The sequence below is a fragment of the Aeromonas sp. EERV15 genome, assembly GCF_900079845.1.
GTDB classification, from domain to species: domain Bacteria; phylum Pseudomonadota; class Gammaproteobacteria; order Enterobacterales; family Aeromonadaceae; genus Aeromonas; species Aeromonas sobria.
Map to the genome: position 1 here is coordinate 72,126 of NZ_FKKY02000008.1, position 16,522 is coordinate 88,647.

Sequence of the window (16,522 nt, forward strand, 5' to 3'; positions counted from 1 at the left end):
TGATGGTGTCAGCCATCGCTGATAACTCGGCGCCCCCACTTTGGGGCGCCCGAAATGAATTGGCATCAGCATCCAACACTTCTAAAATTCCGTCCAATGACAAATATGACCACTCAACATTCCCGACAGGAATGAAAGGAGCCCTGATGGAGCTACGGGATCTGAAAGCCTTCGTCACCCTGGGGGAGGTACTGCACTTTGGCCAGGCGGCAGTGCGCCAGCACGTTACCCAGTCGGCCCTCAGCAAGCAGATCAGGCGGCTGGAGGAGGAGCTGGGGGGCGAGCTGTTCGAGCGCAACGCCAGCAGCACCCGCCTGACCGGACTGGGTAGGGCGCTGTATGAGGATGCTCGCGCGGTGGTCATCCAGAGCGAGCAGCTGGCGCGCACCGCCCGCGATGTGCTGGCGGGCAATGTCGGCACCCTGCGTATCGGCTTTGGCGTCGCCACCAAGATCCTGGTGCCCGCCGCCATCGCCCGTTTTCGCACCGAGCGGCCGCAGGTGACCATCGAGCTCAACGATCTCTCCACCCACCATCAGTTGCTAGCACTCAGTGAAGGCAAGCTGGATCTCGGTTTTTGCCGCCTGCCCGCCCCCAAGGGGTGGCATGCCCTGCCGGTGGTCGAGGCCCACTTTGTCGCTGTGCTGCCCGCCAGCTACCGCGATGTGAGGGAATTGGCCGATCTGGTGGACAAGCCGCTGGCGATCCTGCGCCGGGACAAGGCGCCGTCGTTTTACGATCACCTGATGAACTATCTGGCCCAGAGCGGGCTGCGCTTTCGCGATATCCAGTACGTCAACGACTTCGCCGCCGGGGTCGCCACCGCAGCGGCGGAGATCGCCTGGACCCTGGTCCCCTCCTCCACCACCATAGAGCACCCGGATGTGCTTACCCTGCCCCTCAGAGATGGCGAAGCCTGCTGGACCATCGGGCTGATCCGTCCGCCCCACAGCAAGGGGCCCTTGATTGATGCCTTCTGGGCAACCATCGCCGATATGACGCAGGGATAAACGCGCTGCTGGCAAATAACGGATGTCAGCAGCGCATCAACGATAGCGCGCGACAATGCGCGCCAACTCGCCACTTTGACGCAGCTGTTGTAGTGCCCGGTTGAACTCGGCTATGCGGATATTAAAGCGGGAATGGTTGCCAATGCAGAGGTTGAACGGGGTCGATGCCAGCTGCAGCGGCACCTCGACCACCTGCCCGGACAACCCCAGTTCGTTGAGTTTGAAGCGCGCCACCAGTGGATCGGTCACCATCAAGTCGCCCCGACCCGCCGCCAGCATTTTGAAGACGTTATCGACATTGATGGTCAGATGCACGCGAAAGCCTGCCAGATTCTCCTTGCCCCAGCCGTTACCGAAATAGTCGAGAAAGGTAAGCGATTTGAAGTCGCTCAAGCGGCTGGCACGCTGGAACTCCGCCATCTGGGGGTGGCCAAGCTGAGTAAATATGGTCATGACCGTCATGGTGACTGGCTCATCCACAATCAGGGTATAGCTGCGCCGCTCCCGGGTGGCGATGGTCACGAAGCCATCTGCCTGCGCCATCCGTACCATTTTTTGCGCCCGTTGCCACGGATACCCCTGATGAGTGACCCGCAGCCCCATCTGCACCGCCACCCGATCCATCACATCGATCATTAGTCCGCGCATCTTGCCCTGCTCGTCACGCCACGAATATGGGGCGAAGTCGTCAAAGTAAGCCATTTTCAACTCGGGAGCGGGCGCTGCCAAGGCACTCTGCCACATCAACAACCCCCACAGGATTAGGCTCCCTATACCCACTCTCATGGCCGCAACTCCATTCACCTCTGCCACCTCTGAGCCTAGTGCAAAGCGCGCTGCGGCAAGGATCAGGAGCCAGCGAAAAAAAGTGACCAGCGAAACAGTGGCCAACGAAAAAAGAGAGAGGAAGCACTGGCTTCCCCTCTCCTGTTAGCGTGTCAGCTTGTTAGCACGCCACCTTATCGATGGCGGGCATGGCTTGCGCTGGTTACGCCAGCTCGGCCCGCAGCGCCCTGGTGGCATTGACCATCACTTTGAGTGCGGCCTCAGTCTCTTCCCAACCACGGGTCTTGAGGCCGCAATCCGGGTTGACCCACAGTCGCTCGGCCGGGATCTGCTTGGCCGCCTTGCGCAGCAACCCCTCAATCCAGCTCTGGCTCGGCACGTTCGGCGAGTGGATGTCATAAACACCCGGGCCAATCTCATTGGGATAGTTGAAGCGCTCGAACGCTTCGAGCAGCTGCATCTGGCTGCGGCTGGTCTCGATGGTGATCACGTCCGCATCCAGCGCCGCTACCGCCTCGATGATGAGGTTGAAATCGCTATAGCACATATGGGTGTGGATCTGGGTGCTGTCCGCCACCGGGCTGGCGCTCAGCCGGAAGGCACGCACCGCCCAGTCCAGATAGGCCTGATGATCCTGCTTGCGCAAGGGCAAGCCTTCACGGATCGCCGGTTCATCGATCTGGATGATCTTGATGCCCGCGCTTTCCAGATCCGCCACCTCGTCGCGAATGGCCAGCCCGATTTGCAGGGCAGACTGCTCGCGGCTCACGTCTTCCCGCGGGAAGGACCAGCAGAGGATGGTCACCGGGCCCGTCAGCATCCCCTTGACCGGCTTGTCGGTCAGGCTCTGGGCAAACTGGGTCCACGCCAGGGTCATGGGAGTCGGGCGGTCGATGTCACGGGTGATCACCGGCGGCTTGACGCAGCGGGAGCCATAGCTCTGCACCCAGCCGAAGCGGGTGATGGCAAAGCCATCCAGCAGCTCACCGAAATACTCCACCATGTCGTTGCGTTCGGCCTCGCCGTGCACCAGCACATCCAGCCCGATCGCCTCCTGACGCGCTATAGCATCGCGGATCTCTGCCTGAATGCCCGCCTCATAAGCGCGGTCATCGATGCGACCGGCGCGCCAATCCTGACGCAATACCCGGATCTGCGACGTCTGCGGGAAGGAGCCGATGGTGGTAGTGGGCAGCAGCGGCAACTTGAGATCGGCCCGCTGCAGCTCGGCTCTGACCGGATAGGGGTTGTGGCGATCAAAGTCACTGTTGGTGAGGCTGGCCAGACGGGACTGCACCGCACGCTTGTGCACCCGGCTGTCGGACTCCCGATCGACGATGGGCTGGCTATAGGCGGTGATCTTGTCGAGCTCGCCTCCATCCAGATAGTCTCTGAGCAGCCCCAGTTCGTAGCATTTTTGCAGGGCGAAGGCGAACCAGCTGCGGGTCTGGGGATCCAGCTCCAGTTCCAGAGTCAAATCCACCGGGCTGTGCAGCAGGGAGCAGGAGGAAGCCACCCAGAGCTGCTCGCCGAGTCTGGCTTTCAGTGCCTTCAGGGTCGGCGCCAGCTTGGCCAGATTAGCGCGCCAGACGTTGCGGCCGTTGATCACCCCGGCAGAGATCACCCACTGGGCTGGCAGATGCGGAACCAGGGTCTCCAGCTGCTCGGGGGCGGCCACCAGATCCAGATGCAGGCCATCCACCTTCAAGCTGGTGATGATGTCGCGCTGATGGGCCACCGAACCGAAATAGGTGGTGAGCAGCAGCTTGCAGGGGCCCGCAAGGCGCTCGTAAGCGTTGAGGTAGGCCAGCCGCCACTCGTCCGGCAAGTCCAGCGTCAGCGCAGGTTCATCGATCTGTACCCACTCCACCCCCTGGGCAGCCAGTTTCGCCAGGATCTCCTGATAGACAATCAGCAGGCGATCGAACAGTTCAAGGCGGGAGAAGCCGCTCTCTTTCTCCTTGCCGAGCCACAGATAAGAGACTGGTCCCAGCAGCACCGCCTTGACCGGCAGCCCCAGTGCTTTAGCCTCTTCCACCTCGTCAAACAGCTGGCTCCAGCCCAGTTTGAAGCGCTGATCACGACTGAATTCGGGCACCAGATAGTGGTAGTTGGTGTTGAACCATTTGGTCATCTCGGCGGCGGCCGCCGCCGGGCCGGTCGGCGCACGGCCGCGGGCCACCCGGAACAGGGTGTCGAGATCGGTCTCGCCATGGCGGTGACGGGCAGGCACTGCATCCACCAGCAGGCTGGTGCCGAGCACCTGATCGTACCAGGCGAAGTCGCCAACCGGCAGCAGATTGACCCCGGCGCCGTGCTGGGCCTGCCAATGGCGCTCACGCAGCGTCTTGCCCACGGCAACGAGTTCAGCCTGAGTGGTCTCGCCACGCCAGTAGGATTCGAGGGCAAATTTCAGCTCGCGCTTGGCGCCGATACGGGGGAAGCCCAGGGTGTGTGCTCGTGTCATAGGTTCATTTCCTTATGCTCATTCATCTGATGGGAAACTGGATGATTTAGCCATCCAGATGTTTACACATCCAAAATGACAAGATAAGGTGACGCTGGCTATTGAATCCTCTTCAAGTGGCTCTCAAATAATCCTCAACTGACCGCCAGTCAGGTTCACCGCGAGGATACAGAGGCCGATGTTTACAGGTGCAAGAGGTGCCGGAGTCAAGAAGCGCAGCAGGGTAACCGCCGGCCGCAACCTCAGCACCATACGCAATCTCACAAGGAGCCATCTTATGGCAGTGCCAAGCAATGCAGGGATAGAGATCAAACACTTGAAAACATTGACCGCGCTGGCCGAGCAGGGCTCGCTGGCCGGTGCGGCGCTGACCCTCAACCTCACCCAGTCCGCCCTCTCCCACCAGCTCAAAGAGCTGGAGACCCGCCTCAATCTGGAGCTCTACCTGCGCAAAAGCCGCCCGCTGGTACTGACCGCAGCCGGCAGCCAGCTGCTCGCCCTCGCCCGTCAGGTGTTGCCTGCGCTATCCCAGACCGAGAAACAGCTGCAGGCCCTGCAGAGCGGCGATGCGGGCAGGCTGCATCTGGCGCTCGATTGCCACAGTTGCATCCAGTGGCTGTTGCCGCTGTTGCCCGATTTTCGCCGCCAGTGGCCTGGGGTGGATCTGGAGGTGGAGTCGGTGCCGGGCTTTGATGCCATCAATGCCCTGCTCGGCGGCCAGCTCGATCTGCTGCTCACCTCGGACGTGCAGGCCCGCGGCGATCTCCACTTCGAGCCGCTGTTTGCCTTCGATCTCACTCTGGTGATGGCGCCGGATCACCCCCTCTGCCACCGGAGCCGCATCGAGCCGGGCGATCTGGGGGCGGAGGTGCTGCTGGTCTACCCGGTGGAACGCAGCCGCATGGATATCTTCAGCCGCTTTTTGCAACCGGTCGGGGTGGAGCCCGCCCGCTGCAAGCCGGTGGACAACACCTCGGTGATGCTGCAGATGGCCGCCGCCGGGCTCGGGGTCGCCGCCCTGCCGCGCTGGGCCAGCGAGGAGTTTGTCAGACAGGGGATGCTTTGCGCCCGCCCCCTCGGCAGCGGTATCCGTCGCCATATGTATGGCGCGGTGCGGGCCGCCGACCGGGATCAAGCCTGCCTGCAAAGCCTGTTCGAATGCATTCGCAACAAGATGGGGAATGGTTGAGGAGAGGGAAAAATCACAGTTATCGCAGGCAATGCTGGCCTGACAAGGGGCAGAACAGTATCCTGATGCTTTAACGTTGCTTAACGGTAGCCATCATGTCCCACGTTGATCTGAATCTCTTTCGCGTCCTGGATGCTGTGATCCGCTATGGGGGCGTCACCACCGCCGCCGAGATGATGGAGATGACCCCCTCGGCCATCAGCCAGGCCATCAGCCGCCTGACGGCGCTGGTGGGCGAACAGCTGTTTGTCCGTCAGGGGCGGGGAATTACCCCCACGGCACGGGCGCTGAGCCTGCACCACGAGATCATGGTGCCGCTGCATGACATGGAGCGCAGTCTGCAACGCACCGATCTCTTTGATCACCATACCAGTCGGCGCACTTTTCGCATCGCGGGCGTCCCTGATATCGATGTCTTCTTCCTGCCGGAACTCAACAACCTGCTGCAGATCCAAGCCCCCAACTGCCAGCTGGAGTGGAACACCCAGGTGCAAGATGAAGCCTTGCGCCAGAACAGTCTCTACCTGCACAGTGTTGACCTGGTGCTGGCGACCAAACCCATGGTCGAGCAGAGTATTGAAAACGAGCAGATCATGTCCCAGCCCCTGCGCATCGCCTGCCGCAAGGATCATCCGCGGATCCGCCAGGCACCCGACATGACCACCTTCTTCAATGAAAAGCATGTGGTGCTGCAGGCCAGACGACTCGACAACCTGCTGCTCAACACCCTGACCAAGGCACCGCTGCCGCCCCGTCAGATCGCCTACGAGAGCGATTCCCTGCTCACAGCCCTCCATCTGGTGAGCCGTACCGACTGGCTCTGCGTTGCCAGCCAGTGGCACATGGATATGCTGGGCGATACCCTGGCGCTGGCCAGCTACCCCCTCCCCTGGATCTCGGAGGATTGCCCGGTTTACATGAGTTGGCACAAAAGCTCCAATCAGGATGCGGGGCTGAACTGGCTCAAACAACAAGTGCGCAATGTCTGCTCGTTTTAAGCTTGCTTCACAATTCTGCCCACCCATCTACTTATCTGGGCTATCGCTCTTCTGGGCAAGCGGCCTTATGGACAATTCCACTTCAGGATAATCGGGCGCGCTCTGCCAACCATTGAGGCGCAGATCATGCCGACGTCGTGGTGCCGAAATAGCTGCGCAGCGCCTCCACCACCCGCCGCACCTTCTCCGGGATCTCCCGCTGCGGCGTGATGGCGTGGATCTCCATCGGCGCCACCCGAAAACCGGGCAGCAGTTCGAGCAGCCGCCCCAGCGCCAGATCCTCACCAATCTCTCCCTCCGGTTGCAGCGAGATCCCCTGCCCCGCCAGCGCAAACTGCCGCAGCGGCAACACGTTATTGCAGAGCACCCTGGGTTTGAACCTGACCCTGTGTTCGCCGCCCTTCTCATCGAGTAGCAGCAAACCGTTACCCAGCATGTCGCCACAGAGCCAGTCGTGAGTCGCCAGATCGGCGGGCGTGCGCGGCGTCCCCTTGCGCGCCAGATAGGCGGGGGCGGCGCAGAGCAGCATCCGGGTCTGGCCCAGTTTGCGGGCCACCAGCGTCGAGTCGGGCAGGCTGCCGACCCGCAGCGCCACGTCGATCCGCTCGGCAATCAGATCCCGCTTCTCGTCGTCGGCGATGATCTGAATGGTGAGGCCGGGGTGGGCCTGCAACAGCGGCGAGAGGGCCAGTGCCAGCGGCTGGCCCGCCATCCCCACCGGGGCGGTGATCCGCACTTCACCGAGCAGGGCGTCGCGCACCTCGGAAAGGCGCAGCTCGGTCTCGCTCAGGGTCTGCTGCAACGCCCGGCACCCTTGCCACACCACCTCTCCCGCCTCGGTCAGACTGAGCCGGCGGGTAGAGCGATGGAGCAGGGTCAGCCCGAGCAGGCTCTCCAGTTGGCTAATATGCTGACTGACTGCAGAGGGGGTAATGCCGAGGGATTTGGCCGCACCAGTCATGCTGCCAGCCTCCACCACGGCGGCGAAGATGGCGTAACGTCTGAGCTGTTCCATTATTAAATCCAGCTTATAAGTGAATGCATTTTTGAGGTGATTATTAAATCACATCCGGGGGCGTAGGATAGCCTCATTCCAACAGTGAAGGAGAGTTCCCCATGAAGATTGCCCTGATCGGTGCCAGCGGTTTTGTCGGTTCAGCCATCCTCAACGAGGCCGTCAGCCGCGGCCATCACGTCACCGCCATCGTCCGCGATGTCAGCAAGGTGGCCGCCCATCCGCAGGTCACCGCCGTGGCGGTAGATGCCCAGAACCCGGATGCACTGGCCGAGGTGCTCAAGGGGCACGATCGGGTGATCAGCGCCTACAACCCGGGCTGGACCACACCGGATATCTATGAGCAGTACCTCAAAGGCGCCAACGCCATCGTGGCCGCCGCCGTGCAGGCCAACAGCTGGTTGCTGGTAGTAGGGGGTGCTGGCAGTCTGGAGATTGCCCCCGGCGTGCAACTGGTGGATACCCCGGAATTTCCGGCCGAGTGGAAACAGGGGGCACTGGCGGCCCGCGACGGTCTCACCGCCCTGCGCGGTGAAACTGCCCTCGACTGGCGCTTTGTCTCTCCCCCGGTGTTCCTGGAACCGGGCGAGAAGCGCGGCGGCTATCGGATTGGTGGCGATCAGGTGCTCTTTAGCGGCGAACAACCTGCCGGGATCAGCGCCGGTGATCTGGCCGATGGGGTGCTGAACGAGGCGGAAAAACCGGCTCACCTGCGTCAGCGCTTTACCCTGGGTTACTGAGCGCCAACAGGCGGTTAAGGCCAGAGATGCGCGGTCACTCGCCGGCCTCTCGGTCAGGTGATAACCCAGTCAAACAGAAGGGAGGCATCCGCCTCCCTTCTGTTTTGGTCATGTTGCCGCTGGCAGCTTGCCTCTGGTTGCCCTTAACAGGGCGCCCGACATCTGTCGTACTATGCGTCGCACCATACGCCGCACTATGCATCGCAACATCCGCAGCACTGTGCATCACACTAGGTTGGCCAGGCTGGCGGCAACCATCAGGGGATCGACACCCACAGTTCACCCGGGTCAAAACATGGTCAAATGATGTGACATCGATAGCGTCGGGTTACTTCTTGCCAAAACCCGACTGCTTGAGGGTATAGCTGGCGTTGTTTTGCCAGGCATCCAGACCACTGCGGTTATTGCCCGCCACCAGACTGGCAGCCAGACTCGGGCTGTTGAACAGCTGATCGGCGGTAAAGACAAAACCGCCCTGACTGCGGGGCACAATGATCCCCTTCTCCAACAACTCCAGCCGCAGCTCGATCACCGCTTCGCGCAAAGAGGCGGCATCCTCGCCATTGGCGGTGGATCCCGCCAGCACCATAAAGCCCGGATTTTGCCGCTTGCCCACCGGATAACCGTGGGCCTCGGCCCCCTTGCCGTTGAAGTGGTAGAGCTCGCGCTCCCCCGGCCGGTTGTCGGCGAGCGCCTTTTGCAGGGTCATCAGCTCGTTGTAGATCTCGATGGGGACGACGGCAGCCTGCTTGTTGCCCTTGCTATCGATGATAAAACTGACTTGCTTGTGTAACATCCTTGCTCATCCTGTGACCCATGGAAGCCTCTATTCTAACCACCTCGGGCAACCATGATCCAGCGAGGATCCACTGCTCTTTTGCCGCCTTGATCACTAACTGGCACTCTTGATCAACAGCAAGGCTGTGTTGATCATTGGCGGCCGTGGTAGCGTAACGACCATGATGAAAGCCATTGACCATCAAACGGTTAACCCATGCTGACCCTGCGCAACCTCTGCAAGAGCTTTGATAACGGCAGTGAACGACTGCCGCTGTTCCACCATCTCGATCTCGCCCTCCCTGCTGGCGAGATCACCCTGTTGCTGGGCCAAAGCGGCTGCGGCAAGTCCACCCTGCTCAATCTGATCGCCGGTCTGATTGCACCGGACGAGGGGGAGATCTGGCTGGGGGAGACCCGTATCGACACCCGATCACCCGACGAGCGGGCACGGCTGCGGGGTCGCCATTTCGGCATCGTCTATCAGGATTTCAACCTGCTGCCGACCCTGAACGTGGCCGAGAACCTGGCCCTACCGCTGGCCATCAACGGTCTGCCACCGGATGAGACCAAGATTGACCACTTGCTGCAACAGCTCGATATGGCCCACAAGCGCCATGCCTGGCCGGAGCAGCTCTCCGGCGGCCAGCGACAGCGGGTGGCGCTGGCCCGCGCCCTTATCCATCAACCTAGGTGGCTGCTCGCCGACGAACCCACCGGCAGCCTCGATGAGCACAATGCCGAACAGGTGATGGCGCTGATGATAGCGGCGGTGCGCGATACCGGCGCAGGCTTGCTGCTGGTGAGCCACAACCCGGCCTATGCTGCCCTGGCCGACAGGGTGCTGCGCCTCGAAGGGGGTCTGCTGATCGAACTCAAGGGGCCCCATCATGACTAAGCGGCGACTGCCGGTGGCCAGCTGATGTTGCCACTCAAAGCGCTGCTGCGCCTCTATCGCAGTCACCCCTGGCTGCTGTTGATGAGTCTGGCCGGGCTGGTGCTGGGGGTGTCGCTGGTGGTGGCCATCGAGCTGCTCAATCACAGCGCCCGCACCAACTTTGTCGCCGCCCGCAGCCAGCTGGCAGGGGAAGCCAACTACCGGCTGGCCCCCACTGGCGGGCTGGATGAACAGCTTTATGTGCAACTGGTGACAAGCCAGCCCGCCCTCGATGCCATGCCCCAGCTCCATGGCTGGCTCAAGGATGAGCAGGGCCGCAGCTTTCAACTGCTGGGGATGGATCTCTTCAACCCCGGCCCCCTGCGTCAGCTGTTTGGCACCCCGCCTGATAGCGACCCCACCTTCTCCTTAAACCGTGCCGACAGCGTCTGGCTGGCGGCCCCCGAGGCAGATCGCCTTGGCTGGCAACCGGGCCAGAACCGCCGCTTTGTGCTGGGGGGCAACGACGGTGCAAGCGCCCGAATCCTGACCCTGACGCTGGCGGGCACCTTCGAACCCGGCGCTGTCCCCATGGAGCGGCTGTTGGTAACCGATATCGGCCTCGCCCAGCCGCTGCTTGGCAAAACGGGTCGGCTCGATCGCATCCTCTTCAAACTAAGCGACGCCGAGGCTCGCACCCTGCAAGCCACCCTGCAAACCGATTACCCGAACCAGCCTTTGTGGCTTGAGCCCATCAGCCCGGCGCTCGATGCCAGCCAGCTTGGCGATGCGCTGGCCCTCAACCTGACGGCGCTGTCATTGCTCGCCATGGCGGTGGGATTGTTTCTGGTGTTCAATGCCCAGCGATTTGTGCAGAGCGTGCGCCGCCCCCAGCTGGCCCAGTTGATCATTCTGGGGATGGGGCCGAGCCGGGTGCTGCGTTGGCTCATTCTGGAGCTACTTATTCTCGCCACCATCGGCACCCTGCTCGGGGTGCTGCTCGGCAGCCTGTTGGCGCTAGCATTAATGGGACAGCTGACCCAGGCGCTGGCCGATCTCTATGGGCCCAACCCCATCGATCTGTTGCGCCTCTCCCCTGTGAGCCTGCTCAAGGCGCTGTTGATCGGGCTGCTCGGCACGCTGGCCGCCAACCTGCCCGGCTGGTGGCAACTGCTGCGCCAATCCCCCCTCGAACTGCGCGCCGGAAGCAGCCGTCCCCCCGCATACCCGTGGCGACGGCGCATTCTGGCCATCGCCATCTTGTTGCTGTGCGCCGTTTGCCTGTGGCTGCCGCAAACAGGTCTGAGTGGCGCCCTGTTTATCGCAGGCGGCTGGCTGCTGGCCATGGCGCTCTGGCTGCCCGATGCCCTGCGCGGCCTGCTTGGCTGGCTGCGACGGCGCGCGGGCGGCCCGCTCACCGCCCGGCTCGGGGTGGCCGAGACACTCTATCACCTCGATCGCACCGCCATCGCGGTGATGGCGTTGCAGCTCGCCATCGCGGCGGCCATCGGCATCGGGGTCATGGTGTCGAGTTTTCGCTCCAGCGTGGAGATCTGGCTCGGCCAGCGTCTGGCCGCCGATCTCTATGTCACCGCCCCCAAGGGGGTAGCGGGCAACAAGGGCACTTTGAGCGATACAACCCTTAAGACCCTGCTCGCCAATCCGCTGGTGAGCGCCGCCTCGCGCCGCTCGGTGCACCCTGCCCGCTGGCAGGGGCAGCCCATCGAGTGGGCGCAGATGGACTTTATCCCTCAGCTTAAAGCGGCCTATCCGCTGCTGGCCGGACGCTGGCCGACCCGTCCTGACGAGGTGCTGGCGAGCGAGCCGCTGACGGTGCGCCTCGGGGTCAAGGTGGGCCAGACATTGGCGATCAGCGGCGAGCAGGGGCCAAGGCAGTTCACCGTCACCGGCGTCTATCAGGACTACGGCAGCGACAAGGGGCAAATTCTGCACGCCTTCGAGGCGGGGGCGGTGCAATCCCTCGCCCTTTTTAGCAACGACCCCGAGCAGCTGGCCGACCGCCTGCGCGAGCGCTTTGGCGAGCAGCTCAATCTGCTTTCCGCCCCCGCCATCCACAGCGCGGCGCTCAAGGTGTTTGACCAGACCTTCGTGGTGACCGAGCTATTGAAGCTGCTGATCCTCGGCATCGCCTTTGTCGGCATTGGCTCGGCCTTTATGGTGCTGGGGCTGGCGCGCCGTGGCGAGCTGCAGACCTTGCAGAGTCTGGGCTTGAGCCCCCGCCACTGCCGCCAGCTGCTGGTGTGGCAAGGAGCGGGATTGGGGCTGCTCACCGCCCTGCTGGCCCTGCCGGTGGGATATGGCCTCGCCTGGGTGCTGATCGAGGTGGTCAACCCCCGCGCCTTTGGCTGGCGCCTCGCCTTCGAGGCCGCCCCCCTTCATGCGGTCACCGCCCTGTTGCTGGCGCCTGTCTGTGGCGCACTGGCCTCCTGGTATGCGGCAAGGAGAGTGGTATGAAACCTCGTTTACCGCGCTGGCTCAGCCATGGCTTGACGACCCCATTGACCGGTCCTGTATCCCCGGCCTTTCTCCAGCGCAGCGCGGCCGCAAACCATCCCCTCCCCCTTCGGGAGAGGGTCAGGGTGAGGGGAATGCTGAACTCATTGCGCGCCCGCTGGCTCGCCGCCCTCTTGCTCCCGCTTATCGCCATGAGCGGCAGCGCGCAGGCCAGCGATCTGGGCGCCCTGCTCGGTGGCGGCAGCGACAGCTTTAAAAAGGTGCTGCCGGGGCAAACCATCCAGTTGCCGGAGGATCACACCGCCCACCCCGATTACCGCTCCGAGTGGTGGTATCTCACCGGCAACCTCAAGGATGAACAGGGGCGCGAATATGGCATGCAGTGGACCCTGTTTAGGCAGGGTATCGAGCAAGCACTTCGCACCAGCAACCCCTGGCTCACCCCCCAGCTCTGGCTGGCCCAGTTTGCCATCACGGATCTCGACCGTGGCAGCCACCAGCAAGATGAACGGGCCAGTCGGCAGGGGCCGGGGCTGGCGGGGGCCAACGGCGGCCAATATTGGCTCAGGGAGTGGCGGCTTGCCTCGCAAGGGGCGGCGCTCTTCCCCGCCACCCTCAAGGTGCAGAGCAAGATTGGCGAGCTGAACCTCACCGTCACTGCCGCCAAACCGCTGGTGCTGCAAGGCAAGGCCGGTTACAGCGAGAAGAGCCCGGGCAACGCCTCCTTTTACTACTCCTACCCGCGACTCACTCTTCGCGGCACCCTGACTCGCGATGGCGAAACCCGCACCGTCACCGGACAAGGCTGGTTTGATCACGAGTGGAGCAGCTCGGTATTGGCGGAGTGGCAATCGGGCTGGGACTGGTTTTCGCTGCAACTGGCCGATGGCCGCGAGCTGATGCTGTTTCGCCTGCGCACCAAGGCGGGCCGCCGTGCTAATCCCGAAAACCAGCCCGAAAACCGCTACGGCATGTTGATTGAGCGGGATGGCAGCAGCCGGGTGCTTGCCCCCGACGCGATTCGCCTCACCCCGGGCAACACCTGGCGCGGCCCCAAGGGGCAGGATTACCCCGTTGAGTGGCAGCTAAACGCCGCCGGAATGAGCCTCACCATCAAAGCCCGTCAGCCCAATCAGGCCATGACCGGCCGCTTTGACTACTGGGAGGGAGCTGTCTCTGTCTCGGGGGATGCCAAGGGAGTTGGCTATCTGGAGATGACCGGCTACTAAAGTGGCCGGTTTGCTCAATGACCCGAAACCAATAGCCCTTATAAGAAGACATAAAACAGGCATTGAACAGCAATCCATATAACTGGGCATCAGCAATCAAGGATGACTGGCACGCTTGTTTATCGAACAAACCGCCCCCAGCCACCTTGGCTCAAGTCTGATCCCCGTCAAAAAACGATGCAAAATCTGAGTGCTAACTAACTCTCCACTCACTACCCCCGTCAGCGTTTGATACCCTACTCATCCGACCCTCACAGTCCCAAAAGCAGCCGAGGTGATCCCGTGATTTACCAATTTTCAATCTGGTTAAAAGCAGCACTCGGGGAGCTGTAACCCCGTGCGGTAGCAATGCTGCTATTTGGATAATGAGTCGCCAATAGACAGCAAAATAACTGGTCACCCGTTGCATCACCTCCACTAAAATCCTAGATGTTTCAAAATATCTTTTACATAAAACAAGGAAGGTCATATGAGTGCCGAGGGTATTTTAACCTTGACAGCAGACGTATTCAAAAAATATATCGAGAATTCACTTTCTAGTAGCTTTCATAAAATCCTCTCCATACATTATGGGAGTGAAAAAACACATAAACAAAAAATCAATCAAATTACTGATTGGTACCGGACTCAAAGGCTTGTAATGGTTCTAGGAGCAGGAACGTCTGTTTCCTATGGATTACCGGATTGAAATACATTACTCCAGAAACTATTACTAATAACAATAAAGCCTGATGATGACAAAAATAATATTGAAAAAGCAGGAGTTTTGGCCAAAACCTTCACAAGTATCTTCGAACCAAATTCACTTATATCGGCTAGGTACTTAAATAACTATTTCAAAAAAACAAGACCCGACTCAAAATTAGCGTTCGAGACAGCAATTCGTGACGTCCTATACATTGGAGTGAAAACAAATGAAGACTCAGCTCTTCTCAAAGAAATAAGACAATTCTGTATTGCCGCAGGAAAAAGCCCAAATCTAGATTCAATCATAACTTATAACTATGATGATTTAATGGAACAATGTTTAAGAAATATTGATGTAGATATACCTTTTATGCCTATCCATGCTCGGGGAATGAAGCATGAGTCTCATCAACTACCGATTTATCATGTTCATGGATTTCTGCCACAAAAAGGGCAATTGACCACAAAAAACAAAGTTGTTCTTAGTGAGGATGGATATCACCAGCAGTATAGTGATGTTTATGGATGGAGCAACTTGATACAAATTAATAAGTTCAAAGATCATAATTGTCTTTTTATTGGTCTATCTTTTTCTGATCCCAATCTTCGCCGACTACTTGATATCGCCAAGAATGAAAGGGGTGATGAGGATATCCATCACTACTGCTTTAAGAAGAGGCACGATAAAACGCATGTAAAAACTAAGCTTGAAAAAATTCTTTCAGAGAATGAAGGTATCTTAGATGAAGAAGCTAGAGCTCAATTAGGTTTGGATGACGTCGTTGATGATCTAATTAAGCTTATGGAGAAGTTTGAAGAAAATGATGCTTTATCTTTTGGCGTTGGTATATTGTGGGTAAAGGACTATAGTGAAATACCAGAAATACCAGAAATACCAGAAATACCAGAAATACTAAAAAATATTCGCCTTGGTCTATAGCTTTATAGCAATCACTTTTAACACCCTCACCAATAGCTTTTTCTGAAAAAACATATATAACTTGCAAAGCAATAATAACCTTTTGCATCACAATTAAAATTGTACTTCAGTAAAAGAAGTACAGCATTCACCCACATTATTTACTTCAAGAAAATGTAGATAGTTAGTCTTATATAGTACCATATATTACTGAAATACTGCTATGTAAATCGCACCGTCTCCGCTCAACAAACCTAGCTCAACGAGAATTAAGTTTCTATTTAAAATCAACATCACTTTCGATAAAATGACTGAGTCAATTATATTTAAATCGGACATTTATAACCAATGGGACAAATCCACTACTTTCAACGATATTCATCCCGCGAAAATGCGGTAACAAACAACACACTACTATTATTTGCAAAAATATACGAACACTCACCATTACAACTCGCTAATCTTTTGTCAGAAATAACTGGTGAAAACATTGAAATTGGAATAGATATCAATCAACAACAGCGTATGGGTGACTCTATACCGGATGGCTCTATTGGGCAACGCAGCTTCAAAATACTAATTGAAACTAAAGTGGATGCATCTATTGATTTGGGACAACTTGAACGTCATGCTAACCAATTTAAGGGGGAGGAACAGAAAATACTATTACTCCTTACAAAGGAAAACATAGAAACCAATAAACTGAAAAATATCGAGTCCAAAATTCAATCAACAAACCCAGGTGTGGTATTTTCAAGCATAACATTTGAAGATATATGTTTGATATCTAAGAGATTATTCAAAGAGCATGAAACGCAAATAAATTCAATTATTGAAGACTATTTGCAATATTGCAATGATACCGATTTATTTAATCAAGCTAGATACTTAATGAGGGTCTTACCTTGTGGTGTGAGTCTCGATCTAAATGCCAAGTATGGTGTTTACTACCACCCCTCAGATAGAGGGTATACTGACCATCGATACTTAGGTGTGTATGCTAATAAGTCAGTTCAATATATTTGGGATATTAAGTCAGTATTTGATGTGACATGGGATGGAGAAAAACTATCCAAGAAATATGTAAATGGGGTAGATACAGACGAATTTGATGAACGAATAATAGCGATCATAGAGGACTCTAAATCTCATTGTGGTTACTATATCGATGATGGTCATAGATTTTTCTGTGGGGAACCAGTCAAAACAGACTTTAAGAAAACGTCATCTGGAGGAATTCAAGGAGCGCGATTATTCAATATTAAAGAATTAATAGGTGAGCCGGTTTCAATCTTTGATATTTCTGAAAAATTAAAATCACTCACTTGGAGCTAACGCCAAAAAATTCATCAA

14 protein-coding genes are annotated in these 16,522 nt (G+C 58.0%); 10 read left to right on the forward strand and 4 right to left on the reverse strand.

From position 1 onward, the window contains the following. Nucleotides 1-146 precede the first annotated feature (146 nt). Nucleotides 147-1,010, forward strand: a complete 864-nt coding sequence (locus BN4575_RS08700) for a LysR family transcriptional regulator (RefSeq protein WP_068977895.1) — start codon at nt 147-149, stop codon at nt 1,008-1,010. Between the two features lie 36 nt (nt 1,011-1,046). Here the strand turns inward: BN4575_RS08700 and BN4575_RS08705 are convergent, their stop codons facing one another. Both BN4575_RS08705 and metE read right to left on the reverse strand, forming a co-directional pair. Next, nucleotides 1,047-1,796 (reverse strand): substrate-binding periplasmic protein, encoded by a 750-nt coding sequence (locus BN4575_RS08705; RefSeq protein ID WP_068977966.1) that lies wholly within the window; start codon nt 1,794-1,796, stop codon nt 1,047-1,049. 202 nt (nt 1,797-1,998) lie between these two features. Continuing rightward, nucleotides 1,999-4,263, reverse strand: coding sequence for a 5-methyltetrahydropteroyltriglutamate--homocysteine S-methyltransferase (gene metE / locus BN4575_RS08710; RefSeq protein ID WP_068977896.1), 2,265 nt, complete (start codon nt 4,261-4,263; stop codon nt 1,999-2,001). A 277-nt stretch (nt 4,264-4,540) separates the two neighbouring features. Here metE and BN4575_RS08715 point away from each other — a divergent pair, with 277 nt between their 5' ends. Together BN4575_RS08715 and BN4575_RS08720 are read left to right on the forward strand one after the other, a co-directional pair. Further along, nucleotides 4,541-5,452 (forward strand): LysR substrate-binding domain-containing protein, encoded by a 912-nt coding sequence (locus BN4575_RS08715; protein ID WP_068977897.1) that lies wholly within the window; start codon nt 4,541-4,543, stop codon nt 5,450-5,452. A gap of 95 nt (nt 5,453-5,547) precedes the next feature. Further along, entirely contained in the window at nt 5,548-6,450 is a 903-nt protein-coding gene (locus BN4575_RS08720) for a LysR family transcriptional regulator (RefSeq protein ID WP_042657726.1), read from the forward strand. Nucleotides 6,451-6,574: 124 nt separating this feature from the next. Here BN4575_RS08720 and BN4575_RS08725 read toward each other — a convergent pair whose 3' ends face one another. Beyond that, entirely contained in the window at nt 6,575-7,465 is an 891-nt protein-coding gene (locus BN4575_RS08725; protein WP_068977898.1) for a LysR family transcriptional regulator, read from the reverse strand. Between the two features lie 101 nt (nt 7,466-7,566). On the opposite strand from BN4575_RS08725, the gene BN4575_RS08730 reads away from it, so the two are divergent. Then, complete coding sequence (locus tag BN4575_RS08730; protein ID WP_068977899.1) at nt 7,567-8,205, forward strand: NAD(P)-dependent oxidoreductase; 639 nt, start codon at nt 7,567-7,569, stop codon at nt 8,203-8,205. Between the two features lie 328 nt (nt 8,206-8,533). Here the strand turns inward: BN4575_RS08730 and BN4575_RS08735 are convergent, their stop codons facing one another. After that, complete coding sequence (locus tag BN4575_RS08735; protein WP_042019202.1) at nt 8,534-9,001, reverse strand: DUF4357 domain-containing protein; 468 nt, start codon at nt 8,999-9,001, stop codon at nt 8,534-8,536. Nucleotides 9,002-9,199: 198 nt separating this feature from the next. Here BN4575_RS08735 and BN4575_RS08740 point away from each other — a divergent pair, with 198 nt between their 5' ends. From BN4575_RS08740 to BN4575_RS08760, 6 genes are all read left to right on the forward strand, one after another. Beyond that, the gene (locus BN4575_RS08740; RefSeq protein ID WP_068977900.1) at nt 9,200-9,880 is read left to right on the forward strand and encodes an ABC transporter ATP-binding protein; all 681 of its coding nucleotides are present in this window, start codon (nt 9,200-9,202) and stop codon (nt 9,878-9,880) included. A gap of 24 nt (nt 9,881-9,904) precedes the next feature. Beyond that, on the forward strand, nt 9,905-12,334 hold the full coding sequence (locus BN4575_RS08745; protein WP_068977901.1) for an FtsX-like permease family protein: 2,430 nt from the start codon (nt 9,905-9,907) through the stop codon (nt 12,332-12,334). 173 nt (nt 12,335-12,507) lie between these two features. Continuing rightward, the gene (locus tag BN4575_RS08750; protein WP_176716425.1) at nt 12,508-13,563 is read left to right on the forward strand and encodes a lipocalin-like domain-containing protein; all 1,056 of its coding nucleotides are present in this window, start codon (nt 12,508-12,510) and stop codon (nt 13,561-13,563) included. 469 nt (nt 13,564-14,032) lie between these two features. Next, entirely contained in the window at nt 14,033-14,251 is a 219-nt protein-coding gene (locus BN4575_RS22290) for a hypothetical protein (RefSeq protein WP_218060766.1), read from the forward strand. A 78-nt stretch (nt 14,252-14,329) separates the two neighbouring features. Beyond that, nucleotides 14,330-15,190, forward strand: coding sequence for an SIR2 family protein (locus BN4575_RS08755; RefSeq protein ID WP_218060767.1), 861 nt, complete (start codon nt 14,330-14,332; stop codon nt 15,188-15,190). Between the two features lie 327 nt (nt 15,191-15,517). After that, the gene (locus BN4575_RS08760) at nt 15,518-16,504 is read left to right on the forward strand and encodes a hypothetical protein (protein ID WP_141689753.1); all 987 of its coding nucleotides are present in this window, start codon (nt 15,518-15,520) and stop codon (nt 16,502-16,504) included. Nucleotides 16,505-16,522 lie beyond the last annotated feature (18 nt).